The organism is Pseudomonas sp. Tri1 (assembly GCF_017968885.1).
In the GTDB taxonomy this organism is placed as follows: domain Bacteria; phylum Pseudomonadota; class Gammaproteobacteria; order Pseudomonadales; family Pseudomonadaceae; genus Aquipseudomonas.
Genome location: NZ_CP072913.1, coordinates 2171493 through 2188704, shown reverse-complemented (window position 1 = coordinate 2188704; position 17212 = coordinate 2171493). Strand labels below are relative to the sequence as shown.

Annotated in this window: 13 protein-coding genes; 6 read left to right on the top strand and 7 right to left on the bottom strand. The window is 60.7% G+C overall.

Going from position 1 to position 17212, the window contains the following annotated elements; translation table 11 throughout:
- Window positions 1-4: 4 nt before the first annotated feature.
- Together sthA and J9870_RS09665 are read right to left on the bottom strand one after the other, a co-directional pair.
- The gene (gene sthA, locus J9870_RS09670) at window positions 5-1399 is read right to left on the bottom strand and encodes a Si-specific NAD(P)(+) transhydrogenase (RefSeq protein WP_041020652.1); all 1395 of its coding nucleotides are present in this window, start codon (window positions 1397-1399) and stop codon (window positions 5-7) included.
- A gap of 211 nt (window positions 1400-1610) precedes the next feature.
- A complete protein-coding gene (locus J9870_RS09665; RefSeq protein ID WP_246883094.1) occupies window positions 1611-2600 on the bottom strand; it encodes an FAD:protein FMN transferase in 990 nt (329 codons plus the stop codon).
- Between the two features lie 235 nt (window positions 2601-2835).
- On the opposite strand from J9870_RS09665, the gene J9870_RS09660 reads away from it, so the two are divergent.
- A complete protein-coding gene (locus J9870_RS09660) occupies window positions 2836-4134 on the top strand; it encodes an MFS transporter (protein ID WP_210643683.1) in 1299 nt (432 codons plus the stop codon).
- Window positions 4135-4288: 154 nt separating this feature from the next.
- On the opposite strand, the gene J9870_RS09655 is transcribed toward J9870_RS09660, so the two are convergent.
- The gene (locus tag J9870_RS09655) at window positions 4289-5752 is read right to left on the bottom strand and encodes a glyceraldehyde-3-phosphate dehydrogenase (protein WP_210643682.1); all 1464 of its coding nucleotides are present in this window, start codon (window positions 5750-5752) and stop codon (window positions 4289-4291) included.
- A gap of 168 nt (window positions 5753-5920) precedes the next feature.
- Here J9870_RS09655 and mfd point away from each other — a divergent pair, with 168 nt between their 5' ends.
- The 3 genes from mfd to J9870_RS09640 are packed head-to-tail and all read left to right on the top strand — an operon-like array spanning window position 5921 to window position 12652.
- Window positions 5921-9370, top strand: a complete 3450-nt coding sequence (mfd, locus tag J9870_RS09650; protein WP_210643681.1) for a transcription-repair coupling factor — start codon at window positions 5921-5923, stop codon at window positions 9368-9370.
- 10 nt (window positions 9371-9380) lie between these two features.
- On the top strand, window positions 9381-9947 hold the full coding sequence (locus tag J9870_RS09645; protein WP_210643680.1) for a CsiV family protein: 567 nt from the start codon (window positions 9381-9383) through the stop codon (window positions 9945-9947).
- Between the two features lie 11 nt (window positions 9948-9958).
- Complete coding sequence (locus J9870_RS09640) at window positions 9959-12652, top strand: DEAD/DEAH box helicase (protein ID WP_210643679.1); 2694 nt, start codon at window positions 9959-9961, stop codon at window positions 12650-12652.
- A gap of 205 nt (window positions 12653-12857) precedes the next feature.
- On the opposite strand, the gene J9870_RS09635 is transcribed toward J9870_RS09640, so the two are convergent.
- The 3 genes from J9870_RS09635 to J9870_RS09625 all read right to left on the bottom strand — a co-directional run bounded on the left by J9870_RS09635 (window position 12858) and on the right by J9870_RS09625 (window position 15489).
- On the bottom strand, window positions 12858-13598 hold the full coding sequence (locus J9870_RS09635) for an S-methyl-5'-thioinosine phosphorylase (RefSeq protein ID WP_210643678.1): 741 nt from the start codon (window positions 13596-13598) through the stop codon (window positions 12858-12860).
- Window positions 13599-13608: 10 nt separating this feature from the next.
- Window positions 13609-14619, bottom strand: a complete 1011-nt coding sequence (gene nagZ, locus J9870_RS09630; protein ID WP_210643677.1) for a beta-N-acetylhexosaminidase — start codon at window positions 14617-14619, stop codon at window positions 13609-13611.
- Between the two features lie 162 nt (window positions 14620-14781).
- The gene (locus J9870_RS09625; RefSeq protein ID WP_210643676.1) at window positions 14782-15489 is read right to left on the bottom strand and encodes a TetR/AcrR family transcriptional regulator; all 708 of its coding nucleotides are present in this window, start codon (window positions 15487-15489) and stop codon (window positions 14782-14784) included.
- Window positions 15490-15730: 241 nt separating this feature from the next.
- Between J9870_RS09625 and lexA the strand changes: the two genes are divergently transcribed.
- Both lexA and sulA read left to right on the top strand, forming a co-directional pair.
- Window positions 15731-16339 carry a transcriptional repressor LexA gene (gene lexA / locus J9870_RS09620; protein ID WP_003199651.1) on the top strand — a complete coding sequence of 203 codons (609 nt, stop codon included), beginning with the start codon at window positions 15731-15733 and terminating at the stop codon, window positions 16337-16339.
- Window positions 16340-16349: 10 nt separating this feature from the next.
- On the top strand, window positions 16350-16823 hold the full coding sequence (gene sulA, locus J9870_RS09615; RefSeq protein ID WP_210643675.1) for an SOS-induced cell division inhibitor SulA: 474 nt from the start codon (window positions 16350-16352) through the stop codon (window positions 16821-16823).
- Window positions 16824-16895: 72 nt separating this feature from the next.
- Here sulA and J9870_RS09610 read toward each other — a convergent pair whose 3' ends face one another.
- On the bottom strand, window positions 16896-17129 hold the full coding sequence (locus J9870_RS09610) for a hypothetical protein (RefSeq protein ID WP_122568400.1): 234 nt from the start codon (window positions 17127-17129) through the stop codon (window positions 16896-16898).
- Window positions 17130-17212 lie beyond the last annotated feature (83 nt).

Below are 17212 nucleotides of genomic sequence, written 5' to 3'. Positions count from 1 at the left end.
CCGCTCAAAAAAGCCGGTTGAGCCCGTCATAGGCCGCTACCCGATAGGCCTCGGCCATGGTCGGGTAGTTGAACGTGGTGTTGACGAAGTACTTCAGCGTGTTCAACTCACCCGGCTGGTTCATGATCGCCTGGCCAATGTGAACGATCTCCGAGGCCTGGTAGCCGAAGCAGTGCACACCCAGCACCTCCAGGGTCTCGCGGTGGAACAGGATCTTCAGCATGCCTTGCGGCTCACCGGCGATCTGTGCCCGCGCCATGCTCTTGAAGAAGGCCTTGCCCACTTCATAAGGCACCTTGGCCTGGGTCAGTTCCTGCTCGTTCTTACCGATCGAGCTGATCTCCGGAATGGTGTAGATACCGGTTGGCACGTCATTGACGAAACGCCAGCTGCCATTATCGACGATGCTGCCGGCGGCCGAACGGCCCTGGTCGTGTGCGGCACTGGCCAAGCTCGGCCAGCCAATCACATCACCGGCACCGTAGATGTTCGGCACGCAAGTGCGGTAGTTCTCGTCGACTTCGATCTGGCCACGACTGTTGACCTTCACGCCGATGTTTTCCAGGCCCAGGGCGTCAGTGTTGCCCGTGCGGCCGTTGCACCAGAGCAAGGCGTCGGCCTTGATCTTCTTGCCGGACTTGAGGTGCAGGATCACGCCGTTGTCCACACCTTCGACGCGGTCGTAGTCTTCGTTGTGGCGAACCGTGATGTTGTTGTTGCTGAAGTGATAACTCAGGGCCTGGGAAATTTCCGAGTCCAGGAAGCTCAGCAACTGGCCGCGGTTATCCACCAGTTCCACCAGCACACCCAAGCCGCTGAAGATCGAGGCGTATTCGCAACCGATCACGCCAGCGCCGTAGACGATGAGTTTGCGCGGGGTGTGGCCCAGGCTCAGGATGGTGTCGCTATCGTAGATACGGGCGTGGTTGAAATCGATGTCAGCCGGGCGATACGGGCGCGAGCCGGTAGCGATGATGATGTGCTTGGCTACCAGTTTCTCGACCACGCCGTTGCCGCAGACCACTTCGACGGTCTGCTCATCGGCAAAGCTGCCAGTGCCAAAGAACACGTCAACGCGATTGCGGGCGTAGTAGCCAGTGCGCGAGGCGACCTGCTTGGAGATCACCTTCTCGGCGCTCTTGAGCACGTCCGGGAAGGAGAACCAGCGCGGCTCGCCGATGGCCCGGAACATCGGGTTGGTGTTGAACTGCATGATCTGCCGGACCGAGTGACGCAAGGCCTTGGACGGGATGGTGCCCAAGTGAGTGCAGTTGCCGCCGACCTGCCGACGGCTGTCGACCATCGCCACCTTGCGCCCAGCCTTGGCGGCGTTCATTGCCGCGCCTTCACCCGCCGGGCCGGAACCCAGTACCACCACGTCGTAGTTGTAGACAGCCATGCGTACTCCTCAGAACAGGCCGTGGCGCCTCACTTGGCACCGACGGCTAAATCATGCCGGCTTGCGGCATGAAGGAACAATTTGGGGCCGGTTCACGAGCCCGGCCACAGTCTATAGAAGCGTCAACGCCGCGCACATTACCCCTTGGTCGCGTCGGAGGCTAGTTTTGCCTGCGCTATTTCGCCACAGGTACGCTTTCGTAACACTGTCATCATTGGCTTTTTCCGTTGCTCATCCGTTCAAACATATCGTTGGTACGGGTGACATACCGATCGCCATCACGCAGCACGAAAAATACCCCGATGCCATGTTCCTGGGCATAGTCCCAACCCCGTTCAGGGCCGAGAATCAGCAACAGCGTCGATAGTCCATCGGCCATCAACGCCGAAGGATGAATCACTGTGACTGACGCCAGGTTGTGTAGGACCGGCGCACCGGTGCGCGCATCGAAGGCGTGGGAATAGCGCACGCCATCCTGCTCGAAATAACGACGGTAATCACCGGACGTCGAAACCCCGTAGCCATTGACCTCGATGACTCGCTCGGCCACTTGCCGGTCGTCCCGTGGCTCCTCCAGGGCAATGCGCCAGGCCGAACCATCGGGTTTGCGCCCGACAGCCTTGAGCTCGCCAGTGGCTTCGGCCAGGTAGCTGTCGATGCCCAAGCCCTGGAGCCTGGCGGCGATGCGGTCGACGGCATAGCCTGCGGCGATACTGTTGAAGTCGACCTCCACTGCGGCGTCCTTGCACAACCGGTCGCCGTCGATGCGCAAATGACTGTGCCCGACGCGCTGGCGCGCCAGGGCCAGGGATTCTGCGGTCGGTACTTTCTCTTCTCGGGACTGGGGACCGAAGCCCCACAGGTTCAATAGCGGCTCCACCGTCAGATCGAAGGAGCCGCCGCTTTGTGAGGACAACTGTTCACCCACACGGACCAATTCCAGAACAGGGCCAGGCATGATCTGGCAGCTATTGGCCGGCAACGCATTGAAACGCTCAATGTCCGAATCGCTGCGATAGGTCGAGAATTGCCGATCCACGTCGGCGAGGATGCTTTCCACCTCGATCTGTACCGCTTTCGGTCCAGGTGTAGCGGAATGCCTGACGTACTGAATCGAATAGTGACTGCCCATGGTCGGACCGTCGAAGCGCTCCAGGGTGCCGTCGTTGCCACATCCGGACAACACACTGACCAGCACCACAAGCGCAATCCATCGTCCAGTTAACAAATCTTCATCTCCCCTCAAAACCGCGCCAGCCATTATGGGCTTCAGCGCCAGTCAGTCCAGACACAAAAAACTGTGGGAGCGAGCCTGCTCACGATGGCGGCGCGTCAGCCAATCGCTATGCCGATTGATCCGACGCTATCGTGAACAGGCTCGCTCCCACAGAAAGTGCAGCGCTTTCATACAAGATTGTCAGAGTGAGTACCTACCTATGCCTTCCACCACGAGCAACGGCAAGGCGATCTTTCGCGTTGTCAGCGGCAACTTCCTGGAGATGTTCGACTTCATGGTCTATGGCTTCTACGCCACGGCCATCGCCAAGACGTTCTTCCCCACCGACAGTGCTTTCGCCTCGCTGATGTTGTCCCTGGCCACGTTCGGTGCCGGGTTCCTGATGCGCCCCCTGGGGGCGATTTTCCTCGGTGCCTACATCGACCGTCACGGTCGCCGCAAAGGCTTGATCATTACCCTGGCGCTGATGGCCATGGGCACCATACTGATCGCCTGCGTGCCGGGCTACGCCAGCCTGGGCGTGGCCGCACCACTGCTGGTGCTGCTGGGTCGGCTGCTGCAAGGCTTCTCCGCCGGTGTGGAGCTGGGCGGTGTTTCGGTGTACCTGGCGGAAATTTCCACGCCGGGACGCAAGGGTTTCTTTGTCAGTTGGCAATCGGCCAGCCAACAGGCCGCCGTGGTATTTGCCGGCCTGCTGGGGGTGGGCCTCAATCACTGGCTGAGTCCTCAGGAGATGGGCGACTGGGGCTGGCGCGTACCGTTCCTGGTGGGTTGCATGATCGTGCCGGCGATATTCGTGATCCGTCGTTCATTAGAGGAAACACCTGAATTCCAGGCAAGAAAACATCGCCCTACCCTGTCGGAAATTGTCCGTTCCATCGGTCAGAACTTTGGCATCGTCTTGGCTGGCATGGCGCTGGTGGTGATGACCACGGTGTCGTTCTACCTGATCACCGCATACACGCCGACCTTCGGCAAGGCCGAGTTGAACCTGTCGGACCTGGACGCGTTGCTGGTCACAGTGTGCATCGGCTTGTCGAACTTTTTCTGGCTGCCGGTGATGGGGGCATTTTCCGACAAAATCGGACGCAAGCCCTTACTCCTCGGCGCAACTATCCTGGCAATCCTCACCGCGTATCCGGCACTGTCCTGGCTGGTGATGAACCCCAGCTTCAGCCATCTGCTGATCGTCGAACTGTGGCTATCGTTCCTGTATGGATCGTACAACGGTGCCATGGTGGTGGCCTTGACGGAAATCATGCCGGTCGAAGTGCGCACCACCGGCTTCTCCCTGGCCTACAGCCTGGCGACGGCGACCTTTGGTGGATTTACCCCGGCGGCCTGCACTTACCTGATTCATGTATTGGATAACAAGGCAGCGCCGGGGATCTGGCTCAGTGGCGCAGCGGTGCTGGGGTTGATTGCGACCTTGGTGCTGTTCAAGGGTAATCGACATGCGCTGCGTACAGCACAGGCCTCGGTGGTCGGCGGCGCTTGATAGATCGCTATCGCGAGCAAGCTCGCTCCCACAGTTGACCGCGCATACCCTGTGGGAGCGAGCTTGCTCGCGATAAGGCCCACCCAGTCACCACAAAAACCCAGACAAAAAAACGCCCCGACAAGTCGGGGCGTTTTTCATTTGCGGCTAAAGCTTAGCGTGGGAATGCTGGCGGGTTTACACCGGCCATGTCTTCCATCACGCGAACCACCTGGCAGCTGTAACCGAATTCGTTGTCGTACCAGACGTACAACACAACGCGGTTATCGTTGCAGATGGTGGCTTCAGCATCGACCACACCGGCGTGACGCGAGCCCACGAAGTCAGTGGAAACCACTTCCTGCGAGTTAACGAAGTCGATCTGCTTGTGCAGGTCGGAGTGCAGCGCCATGTAGCGCAGGTACTCGTTCATCTCTTCGCGGGTGGTGGCTTTCTCAAGGTTCAGGTTGAGGATAGCCATCGACACGTTTGGCGTCGGCACACGGATCGCGTTACCCGTCAGCTTGCCCGCCAACTCAGGTAGGGCCTTGGCAGCGGCGGTGGCGGCACCGGTCTCGGTGATCACCATGTTCAGCGCGGCGCTGCGGCCACGGCGGTCGCCCTTGTGGAAGTTGTCGATCAGGTTCTGGTCGTTGGTGTACGAGTGAACCGTTTCAACGTGACCGTTGACGATGCCGAACTTGTCGTTCACAGCCTTGAGCACCGGCACGATGGCGTTGGTGGTGCAGGAAGCGGCGGAGACAATCTTGTCGTCAGCGGTGATTTCGCCGTGGTTGATACCGTGAACGATGTTCTTCAGCTTGCCCTTGCCAGGCGCGGTCAGGACAACGCGGTCGATACCCGGGCAGGACAGGTGCTGGCCCAGGCCTTCGGCATCACGCCATACGCCAGTGTTGTCCACCAGCAGGGCGTCCTTGATACCGTACTGGGTGTAATCCACCTCGGTCGGGTTCTTCGCGTAGATCACCTGGATCAGGTTGCCGTTGGCGAGGATGGTGTTGTTTTCTTCGTCGATGATGATGGTGCCGTTGAACGAGCCGTGGACCGAATCGCGACGCAGCAGGCTGGCGCGTTTGACCAGGTCATTCTCGGCGCCTTTGCGCACCACGATGGCGCGCAGGCGCAGGCCGTCGCCACCACCGGTTTTCTCGATCAGGATGCGCGCCAGCAGACGACCGATACGACCGAAGCCGTACAGCACGACGTCAGTGCCTTTACGGGCCGAAACGTTCTGCTGACCGACCACATCGGCGAGTTCTTCGCGAACGAACTGCTCGGCCGTGCGACCATTACCCTGGGCCTTGTACTTGACGGCCAGCTTGCCCAGATCCACCGAAGCGGCACCGAGCTTGAGCTCGCTCATCGCCTTGAGCAGGGGGAAAGTTTCGTGGACGGACAATTCGCTGTCGTCGGACTGACGGTGGCGGGCAAAGCGATGTGCTTTGAGAATCGCGATGACAGACTGGTTGATCAGGCTGCGGCCATAGATCGAGCTCACCACGTTGTTATTGCGGTAGAGCTGACCGATGAGAGGGATCATCGCTTCTGCGAGTGCTTCACGATCGATCCATTCACCAAGACACTGGTCGGGCTTCTGAGTCACGGGAACCTTCCACATGTAGGGACTGAAAAAAGGGGCTACATTATGCCGCCGAGTCCACTGCGGAGCAATGCGCGCCTGTCGCACCGTGGTTTTCCTGTCTGTCACGGTAGTCTGCGACTGACAGCCGCCCCCTTCCCCCGCTACAATTGTCGACTTTGTCGCAACGCTGGAGCTCAACCTTCCGTGCCCGTTCTGCGTCTTCCGCTACTCCCTGCCGCGGCAGGTAAACAGCACTGGGGCAACCTGCCCGGTGCCGCCCTGAGCCTGGCCATTGCCGAGGCTGCCAGCGCTGCAAAGCGTTTCACCCTGCTGCTGACCGCCGACAGCCAAAGCGCCGAGCGGCTGGAACAGGAGCTGAGTTTCTTCGCCCCGGATTTGCCCGTGCTGCATTTTCCGGACTGGGAAACCCTGCCTTACGATCTGTTTTCACCTCACCAGGACATCATTTCCCAGCGAATCGCCAGCCTTTATCGGCTGCCGGAGCTCAGTCATGGCGTTTTGGTAGTGCCGATCACCACAGCCCTACATCGCCTGGCTCCGACCCAATTCCTGCTCGGCAGCAGCCTGGTGCTGGACATCGGCCAGAAGCTCGACGTCGAACAGATGCGCACCCGCCTGGAGGCCAGCGGCTATCGTTGCGTCGACACCGTGTACGAGCACGGCGAGTTCGCGGTACGCGGCGCCCTGATCGACCTGTTCCCGATGGGCAGCAAACTGCCGTATCGCATCGACCTGTTCGATGACGAAATCGAGACACTGCGCACCTTCGACCCGGAAAATCAGCGTTCTATCGACAAAGTACAGTCGGTCCGCCTGTTGCCGGCCAAGGAATTCCCACTGCAAAAAGACGCCGTGACCCGCTTCAAGGCGCGCTTTCGTGAGCGTTTCGATGTGGATTTCCGCCGCTGCCCGATCTTTCAGGACCTGAGCAGCGGGATTACTCCCGCCGGTATCGAGTACTACCTGCCACTGTTTTTCGAAGAGACGTCCACTCTGTTCGATTACCTGCCCCAGGACACCCAAGTGTTTTCCTTGCCGGGCATCGAACAGGCTGCGGAAAACTTCTGGAACGACGTGCGCAACCGCTACGAAGAGCGTCGCGTCGATCCTTCCCGTCCTTTATTGCCACCGGCCGAACTGTTCTTGCCGGTGGAAGACTGCTTCGCCCGCCTCAAGAGCTGGCCACGAGTGGTGGCGAGCCAGCAGGACGTGGAGACCGGGGTCGGGCGTGAACGCTTTGCGGCCAGCCCCTTGCCAGACCTGGCGATCGAAGCCAAGGCCACGCAACCCTTGGCGGCGCTGGCTGGTTTTCTCGACACGTTCCCCGGCCGCGTATTGTTCACCGCGGAATCCGCAGGTCGTCGCGAAGTGCTGCTGGAGTTGCTTGAGCGCCTGAAACTACGGCCGAAGACGGTGGACAACTGGCCGGACTTCGTCGCCGGCAAGGATCGCCTGGCGATTACCATCGCGCCATTGAACGACGGCCTTGTACTTGATGACCCGGCCCTGGCATTGGTGGCCGAGAGCCCGCTGTTCGGCCAACGTGTCATGCAGCGCCGCCGTCGTGAGAAACGCGCCGACGCCGCCAACGATGCGGTGATCAAGAACCTCACCGAGCTGCGCGAAGGCGCGCCGGTGGTGCACATCGACCACGGTGTGGGCCGCTACCTGGGCCTGGCGACCCTGGAGATCGACCACCAGGCGGCCGAATTCCTCACACTGGAATACGCCGAGGGCGCCAAGCTCTACGTGCCAGTGGCGAACCTGCACCTGATCGCCCGCTACACCGGCAGCGACGACGCCTTGGCCCCGCTGCATCGCCTGGGCTCGGAAACCTGGCAGAAAGCCAAGCGCAAGGCCGCCGAACAGGTGCGCGACGTGGCCGCCGAGCTGCTGGACATCTACGCTCGCCGCGCCGCCCGCGAGGGTTACGCCTTCGCCGACCCGAAAGCCGACTACGAAACCTTCAGCGCCGGTTTCCCGTTCGAAGAAACCGTCGACCAGCAAACCACCATCGAAGCCGTGCGCGCCGACATGCTCGCGCCCAAGCCGATGGACCGACTGGTATGCGGCGACGTGGGGTTCGGCAAGACCGAAGTGGCGATGCGCGCCGCGTTCATTGCCGTGCACGGCGGCAAGCAGGTGGCGATCCTGGTGCCGACCACCCTGCTCGCCCAGCAGCACTACAACAGTTTCCGCGACCGTTTCGCCGACTGGCCGGTGACCGTGGAGGTGATGAGTCGCTTCAAATCCACCAAGGAAGTCAACGCCGCCGTCGCCGACCTGGCCGAGGGCAAGATCGACATCGTCATCGGCACGCACAAATTGCTGCAAGACGACGTGAAGATCAAAAACCTGGGATTGGTGATCATCGACGAAGAGCACCGCTTCGGGGTGCGCCAGAAAGAACAACTCAAGGCCCTGCGCAGCGAAGTCGACATCCTGACCCTGACCGCCACGCCGATCCCGCGCACGCTGAACATGGCGGTGTCGGGCATGCGCGACCTGTCGATCATCGCCACACCGCCGGCCCGGCGCCTGTCGGTGCGCACCTTCGTCATGGAGCAGAACAAAAGCACGATCAAGGAAGCCTTGCTGCGTGAGTTGCTGCGTGGTGGCCAGGTCTATTACCTGCACAACGACGTGAAGACCATCGAGAAATGCGCCGCCGACCTGGCCGAGCTGGTGCCGGAAGCTCGCATCGGCATCGGCCATGGGCAGATGCGCGAACGTGAGCTCGAACAGGTGATGAGCGACTTCTACCACAAGCGCTTCAACGTGCTGATTGCCTCGACCATCATCGAGACCGGCATCGACGTGCCGAGCGCCAACACCATCATCATCGAGCGCGCCGACAAGTTCGGCCTGGCCCAATTGCACCAGTTGCGCGGCCGGGTCGGGCGCAGTCACCACCAGGCCTACGCCTACCTGTTGACCCCGCCACGCCAGCAGATCACTCCGGATGCGGAAAAACGCCTGGAGGCCATCGCCAACACCCAGGACCTCGGTGCCGGTTTCGTGCTGGCCACCAACGACCTGGAAATCCGCGGCGCTGGCGAATTGCTGGGTGATGGCCAGAGCGGCCAGATCCAGGCCGTCGGCTTCACCTTGTACATGGAGATGCTCGAACGCGCGGTCAAGTCGATTCGCAAGGGCGAACAGCCAAACCTCGACCAGCCGCTGGGCGGCGGGCCGGAAATCAACCTGCGGGTGCCGGCGCTGATCCCGGAAGATTACCTGCCGGATGTCCACGCGCGACTGATTCTCTACAAACGCATCGCCTCGGCCAGCGACGAGGAAGGCCTCAAGGACCTGCAAGTGGAGATGATCGACCGCTTCGGCCTGCTGCCGGAACCGACCAAGAACCTGGTGCGCACGACGCTGCTCAAGCTCAAGGCCGAACAGCTGGGCATCAAGAAAGTCGACGGCGGCCCCAACGGCGGTCGCATCGAGTTCGAGGCCCAGACCCCGGTCGATCCGCTGGTGTTGATCAAACTGATCCAGGGCCAGCCCAAACGCTACAAGTTCGAAGGGGCCACGATGTTCAAATTCATGGTGCCCATGGAACGCCCGGAAGAGCGTTTCAATACCGTAGAAGCGCTGTTCGAGCGCCTCACTCCGACCACTGCTTGAAGGACGCCAAATGCGCCTGTTTCGCTCACTGACCTTGTTGATGACCCTGGTCACTCCCCTGGCGTTTGCCGACGACCTGTATCAGGTTGAAATGATTCTGGTGCGCCAGAACGCCGAACCGGCGATTATCAGCCGCGCTGCACCAGAGGACTGGGACGCCGGCGCACAGCGTCTGGACGCGAACAGCCAACGCACGCCAGCGCTCGGTGCCATCGTGGAGAAACTCAATGCCAGCGGCCAGTACACAGTCTTGATGCACAAGGCCTGGCAGCAGAACCTGGGCGAACAGGGCAGAAAAGTCGCCATCAGCGATGGCACTGAACAGTTTGGTCAATTCCCTATCGAGGGCACCCTGGAACTGAAACTGGGCCGCTTCACCGATGTGGATGCCGATTTCTGGATCAACCAGATCGACGCCAACGGCCTGGTGACGGCCAGCGAACGCCTCAAACAGCAGAGCCATACCAAGAACGGCCAGTTGAACTTCCTCGACAACGGCCATCTCGGCTTGCTGATCAAGATCACCTCGCTGACCGCGCCCGCGCCACGGCAGGTGCCTGAAACCATTCCGGACTGATCGGCGCGCCTATGCCCTCGCCCCTGAGCAAACCCCTGGCACCTTCCTGGGTCAATCGATTCAAGGAACAGAGCCTGGAGCGCGGGCGCCGTTATGCGCTGGAAAACCGCGTCAGGATCGTCGAGGCCGGCGACAGCACCATCACCGCCAGTTGCGAAGGCTCTGGCGGCAACGTCTACCGTCAGACCATTCGCCTTAAGGAGTCAGCCAAGGGCACGCTGATTCTGCTCGAGGCCGCGTGTTCCTGCCCGGTGCGCATCAACTGCAAGCACTGCGCAGCGGTGTTGCTGCAAGTCCAGGAAACCCTGGCCTACCCCGCCGCCGAGAAAGACGCGCAGTTGCTGGAGAAACTCCAGGCAGTGCTGGACAACCGCAGCCCCAAGGCCCCGCCGCAAGTGCTGGTGGATAACGTGCAACCGGTGCCGCGCCTGTGGCTGGCAAGCATCGAATTCAGCGCCTTTGAACCGCGCAACGGCAAGATGCAGCGCTACATTCAGCACCGCGCCGCCCTGTCCTTCAGCTACCTGGACGAATACGTCAGCGGCCAGCGCAATACAGACGTGCTGATTCGCCAGGAAACACAGACACTGCGGATCAAACGCCATACCGATGTGGAACAGTCCTACCGCGAACAGCTACGAATCCTCGGCTTCAAGATTGCCACCCGGCAAAGCAAGGCCCTTCCGGAAAGTGCCGGCGAGCTGTACGAAATGGTCAATGACAGCGCCTGGCTGACGTTCACCCTCAACGACCTGCCAAAACTGCGCGACCAAGGTTGGGAGTTGCAGATCGACGAGGACTTCGGTTTCGACCTGACCGCCGTGGACGACTGGTACGCCACGGTGGAGGAAACGCCGGAACGGGACTGGTTCGACCTGGAGCTGGGGATCATCGTCAACGGCGAACGCCTGAGCCTGCTGCCGATCCTGCTGAACCTGATGCGTTCGCACATCGAGTTGTTCAACCCGGAACGCCTGGCCCGACGCCGTGACGACGAACTCATCCTGGTCAACTTGCCCAACCGCCCGAATTCCGAATTCGGCCCGCAGCAAGTGGCCCTGCCCTACGGCCGGCTGAAACCGGTACTGGCGACCCTGGGCGAGTTTTACCTGCAAGAGCCCGGCACCACCAAACTGCGTCTGAACAGCGCGGACGCCTTGCGCCTGAACCCGTTGCAGGACATGCCCCTGAGCTGGGAAGGTGGCGAACACATTCGCGGCCTGGCCCAACGCCTGCGGGACATCAAGGATTACACCACCACCGCGCCAGAAGGCCTGAACGCGACACTGCGACCCTATCAACTCGAAGGCTTGAGCTGGATGCAATCGCTGCGTCAGCTGGAAGTCGGTGGCATCCTCGCGGATGACATGGGTTTGGGTAAAACCCTACAGACCCTGGCGCACATTCTCAGCGAAAAAAACGCCGGACGCCTCGACCGACCGTGCATGGTGGTCATGCCCACCAGCCTGATCCCCAACTGGCTCGACGAGGCAGCCCACTTCACGCCGCAGCTCAAGGTGCTGGCCCTGTATGGCGCCGGGCGCAAGAAACATTTCGAACGGTTGGCCGAATACGATCTGGTCCTTACCACCTACGCGCTGCTGCCCAAGGATGTCGAGCGCCTCGCAGCACAGCCGCTGCACGTGTTGATCCTGGATGAAGCCCAGTACATCAAGAACCCCACCAGCAAAGCCGCCCAGGCCGCCCGTGAACTCAATGCCCGGCAGCGACTGTGCCTGTCCGGCACGCCCCTGGAAAACCACCTGGGCGAATTGTGGTCGTTGTTTCACTTCCTGCTGCCGGGCTGGCTCGGGGACGTCAAGAGCTTCAACCGCGACTACCGCGTACCGATTGAAAAACGCGGTAGCGACGTACGCCTGCAACACCTCAACGGCCGGATAAAACCGTTCCTGCTGCGCAGGACCAAGGAGCAAGTGGCGACAGAATTGCCACCCAAGACCGAAATCATCCATTGGGTGGAACTCAGCGATGCCCAGCGGGACGTCTACGAAACCATGCGCCTGGCCATGGACAAGAAAGTCCGCGATGAAATCACCCGCAAAGGCGTGGCCCGCAGCCAGATCATCATTCTCGAGGCGCTGCTCAAGCTTCGCCAGGTGTGCTGCGACCTGCGCCTGATCAATGATGCAACCCTGCCCGCCCGGGGCAGCACCTCCGGCAAGCTCGACAGCCTGATGGAAATGCTCGAAGAACTGTTTGAAGAAGGTCGCCGGGTGCTGCTGTTTTCCCAGTTCACCTCCATGTTGTCGCTGATCGAAGATGAGCTGAAAAAGCGCGGCGTCGATTACGCGATCCTGACCGGCCAGACCCGGGATCGACGCACGCCCGTCAAGGAATTCCAAAGCGGCAAGCGGCAGATTTTCCTGATCAGCCTGAAGGCCGGCGGCGTAGGCCTGAACCTGACCGAGGCCGACACGGTGATTCACTATGACCCGTGGTGGAACCCGGCCACCGAAAACCAGGCAACCGACCGCGCCTATCGCATCGGCCAGGAGAAGCCGGTTTTCGTCTACAAACTGATTGCGCGTGGCACGGTGGAAGAGAAGATCCAACTGCTGCAGAAGGAAAAATCCGACCTGGCGGCCGGCGTGCTGGACGGACGCGTGGCCGGAGACTGGAAACTGCAGAGCGACGATATCGAGGCACTGTTTGCGCCGTTGCCGGATAAGCTGGAGAAGCGCTGATCCATACCGATCCCCGTGGGAGCCGAGCTTGCTCGCGATAGCGGTGGTTCAGTTCATGCAGATGTTGACTGTGCCGCCGTCATCGCGAGCAAGCTCGCTCCCACACTGTTCCGAGGCGGTGGCAGAACGAGTGCTCACCAAAACCCCTCGTGAGAGCGAGCTTGCTCGCGATAGCTGACTATCAGACAACGGACTTAATCATCCACTAGCCAGCCATCAACACCCGCGCCAAGGTCGACTTCACCTTCCCCATCCCGTCATGCAGCGCCTGCTCGATCTCGGCCATGGTGATCACTGCCGTGGACTTGCCTGCCGCCGGGTTGACCACCAGGGCCAGGCAGGCGTACTCCAGGTCCAATTCACGGGCCAGCGCCGCTTCCGGCATTCCGGTCATGCCAACAATGTCGCAACCGTCGCGCTCCAGGCGGGCAATTTCAGCCACGGTTTCCAGGCGAGGTCCTTGAGTGCAGGCATATACGCCATGGCTGCTGTAGCCGCAGCCTTCGGCGGCGAGGGCTGCGATCAATTGTTGACGCAAAGACTCCGTGTAGGGGTAGCTGAAATCGATGTGGGTCACCGCTTCCAGGTCATCGGCAAAATAGGTGTGCTGACGGCCGCTGGTGTAATCGATCAGTTGATGGGGCACGCAGAAATGCCCGGTCCCCATCGCAGCATGAATGCCACCCACGGCGTTGACCGCCAGGATCGCCTCGGCGCCGGCCTGCTTGAGGGCCCAGAGATTGGCGCGGTAGTTTACCTGATGGGGTGGAAAACGATGGGGATGGCCATGGCGAGCCAGGAACAGCACTTCGCGCCCGGCATACTCACCGATCTGCACCTCAGCCGATGGCGCGCCGTAGGGCGTCTCAACCGCCAGAGACTGGCGAATGGTCAGGCCTTCGAGCTGGGTCAGGCCAGTGCCGCCGATAATTGCGTAAACGGTCATGAAAAAGTCCTTAATCGATCAATTGAGCGGTTTTAAGCGCACCGATCGCCGTCAGCCAGCGCGGGTCCTGGCGATATTCTGTGGAGGCGAAGGCCTGGCCGCGCATACGGGCAATCCGCGTCGATGGCTGGACCTTCAGCCGCTGGACGGCACTCAAGGCCAGCTCTGCCGCAGCGCGATCGTTGCACACCAGGCCCATGTCGCAACCGGCCGACAAAGCGGCCTCGATACGACTGGCAGCATCACCAACCACATGGGCACCGGCCATCGACAGATCATCACTGAAGATCACGCCGTCGAAGTGCAACTCGCCTCGCAGGATGTCCTGCAGCCAACGTCGGGAAAAACCCGCGGGATTGGCATCGACCTGCGGGTAGATGACATGGGCCGGCATCACCGCCGCGAGCTGTTTGCTCAGCCTGGCGAATGGCACCAGGTCGTTGGCGCGAATCTGCTCGAGACTGCGCTCATCGTTGGGAATGGCTACATGGGAATCAGCCTCGGCCCAACCGTGCCCGGGGAAATGCTTGCCGGTGGCTGCCATCCCGGCGGCGTTCATGCCGCGGATGAAGGCACCGGCCAGCAACGCGGCACGCTCGGGGTCGCCCTCGAAGGAACGACTGCCAACCACCGCGCTGCGTTGATAATCGAGGTCCAGCACCGGGGCAAAGCTCAAGTCGAGGCCAACCGCCAGTACTTCAGTGGCCATGATCCAGCCGCACTGCTCGGCCAGGTATTCGGCATCCGGATTGTCGGCAATCGCTCGCATCGCCGGCAACCGCACAAAACCCTGGCGCAGGCGCTGCACGCGGCCGCCTTCCTGATCGACCGCCAGCAAGAGGTCGGGACGGACAGCGCGGATCGAGGCACTCAATTCGCGCACCTGCCGCGGATGTTCAATGTTGCGCGCGAAAATAATCAGCCCACCCACTTCGGGCTGGCGCAACAAGTGGCGATCTTCAGCCGTCAGCCAGGTACCGGCGACGTCCACCATCAACGAGCCTTGCAGGCCAGCAGTCATAGCATTTCCTTAATAACGATGAACCTCACAGACACGACCGCGCCACCGGGCTCCAGGCCCGGCAGATCACGGTTGCGCGATGAAATATGAAGCGGGTTCGAAACGAGAGTCGGCATGGGCGGCTAGCTTAGCGGATGTAGACAGCCGCGCCCACCCGTGCACTCAAGCCTTGGCGAGTGCCGGGGCTGATTTGCTGCGCGGACGCAATTGTGCGGCGGCCATGGCCTCATCGGTGACCCCGCTCTCGGCTCGCATGCCGGCAGCCAGGAATGGCACCATCAGGCGCATCACCTGCTCGATCGACGTGTTCACACCGAAATCGGTTTCCGCGATGGCCCGCAATGCCTTGATACCCGACATGCTGAACGCGGCGGCACCAAGCATGAAGTGCACGCGCCAGAACAGCTCGATCGGCGGAATCTGCGGCGCGGCCTCATTGACCAGTAGCATGTAGCGGCGGAACACCTTGCCGTACATGTCCTCCAGATAACGCCGCAAGTGGCCCTGGCTCTGGCTGAATGCCAAGCCCAACAAGCGCATGAAAATGGAAAGATCGTTACCGCTGCGTGGCTGCACGGCAAGCGCTTGCTCGACCAGCATTTCCAGCAATTCTTCCAGGGTAGGCTTGACGTCAGGCTTGGCCTGGCGCCGCTCCAGCTCGCGATCGAGGCTGAGGCAGAAAGGCCCGAGGAAGCGCGAGAAAACCGCTTGGATCAAGGCTTTTTTCGAACCGAAGTGATAATTCACCGCGGCCAGGTTGACCCCGGCCTTGCTGGTGATCAGACGCAACGAGGTTTCGGCGAAACCTTTTTCCGCGAACAACTGCTCGGCAGCATCGAGAATGCGTTCAACGGTTTCCGACTGGGCCATGGCTACTCCGCCTGACAAACACTTGTTTGAAACATACGTTTCAGCCTTGGGGTTGTCAAGCCTGCCGGGACGTTTTGCGAACGCCCGGTCAGTTATTTAACCACACCTTTAAACAGGCTGTAGCCATGTCGCTTCCAGCGGCACGACCGACCGTCCAGCGGGCGGTGAAAAAAGGAGGATTGCCAAGCGCTGTCCACTGTATATAATCCCAGTCACTGTATAAAAAGACAGAGCGATCAATATGCTAAAGCTGACGCCACGCCAAGCAGAGATTCTGGCCTTCATCAAACGCTGCCTCGAAGACAACGGCTACCCGCCGACCCGCGCGGAAATCGCTCAGGAACTGGGTTTCAAGTCGCCCAACGCGGCTGAAGAACACCTCAAGGCGCTGGCCCGCAAAGGTGCGATCGAAATGACGCCGGGCGCTTCCCGCGGCATTCGCATTCCTGGCTTCGAAGCCAAGGCCGACGAAACCACCCTGCCAATCATCGGCCGGGTCGCAGCAGGCGCCCCGATCCTCGCCCAGCAGCACGTCGAGGAGTCCTGCAATATCAATCCTTCATTCTTCCATCCACGGGCTGATTACCTTCTGCGCGTGCACGGCATGAGCATGAAAGACATCGGCATCTTCGACGGCGACCTTCTGGCGGTCCACACCACGCGTGAGGCCCGTAACGGCCAGATCGTTGTGGCACGAATCGGTGATGAAGTGACCGTCAAGCGCTTCAAGCGCGACGGCAGCAAGGTCTGGCTGATCGCCGAGAATCCCGAGTTCGCCCCCATCGAAGTGAACCTGAAAGATCAGGATCTGGTCATCGAAGGCTTGAGTGTCGGCGTCATTCGCCGCTAAAGGAGGCTTTATGCAGTTCCCACACACACCACAGCACACACAACTTCCGCTGTTCGAGGCATTCATGGCCCAACCGCTGGTTCCAGTCCTGAAAGAGGTCATCGAATCGCCCTGGGGCGTCGAGCCGGAGGCTTTCAGCGAGCTGTCGTTACGTGGTGCGGCTGGAAACTGCCTGAACCTGTTGGCGCCGATTCTGCGAGAACTGAGCCAGGACCAAGACGCTCGCTGGTTGACGCTGATCGCGCCGCCAGCCAGTGTCACCCAGGCCTGGCTGCGGGATGCTGGCCTGAACCGTGAACGGATCCTGCTACTGCAGCCACGAGGCACCCAAAGCGCCCAACAGCTGACGTGTGAAGCCTTGCGCTTGGGTCGCAGCCATACGGTGGTCAGCTGGCTCAATCCGTTGACCACAACCGCACGGCAACAGTTGATCAGCGCCGCTCGCACCGGGGACGCACAAAGCCTGAATATTCGATTGGGCTAAACAAACGCGGGGCTTCTCCAGGACAGAGAAGCCGGTCAGCTATACTAACGTCCAAAAAACCGACAGACGGGATCAATGAAGAACCCGCGGCCCCTCTTCCTTGCTGAATTCGCCTTCAACCAATCGGCCGGCCATCTGAACGCCCACGCTCAGCATCGCCTTGGCGACTTCGACATGTTGGCCCTGAAGGAATACCTTGGCATCTTCTGAGAAGTTCAGGGTAACCAGAGAACCTTCGTCCTCAGCCCTGCGCAGCTCGATGCGACCATCAGGAAGTTCGACAATTTCTAGAAAGGACGTAGGCATAAAAGTCTGTTCTCCACCAAAGGCGAGGATTATATAGTCATCAGTCAGGCTTCGCTCGGGATCTTGACCAAGCGTTATCAACG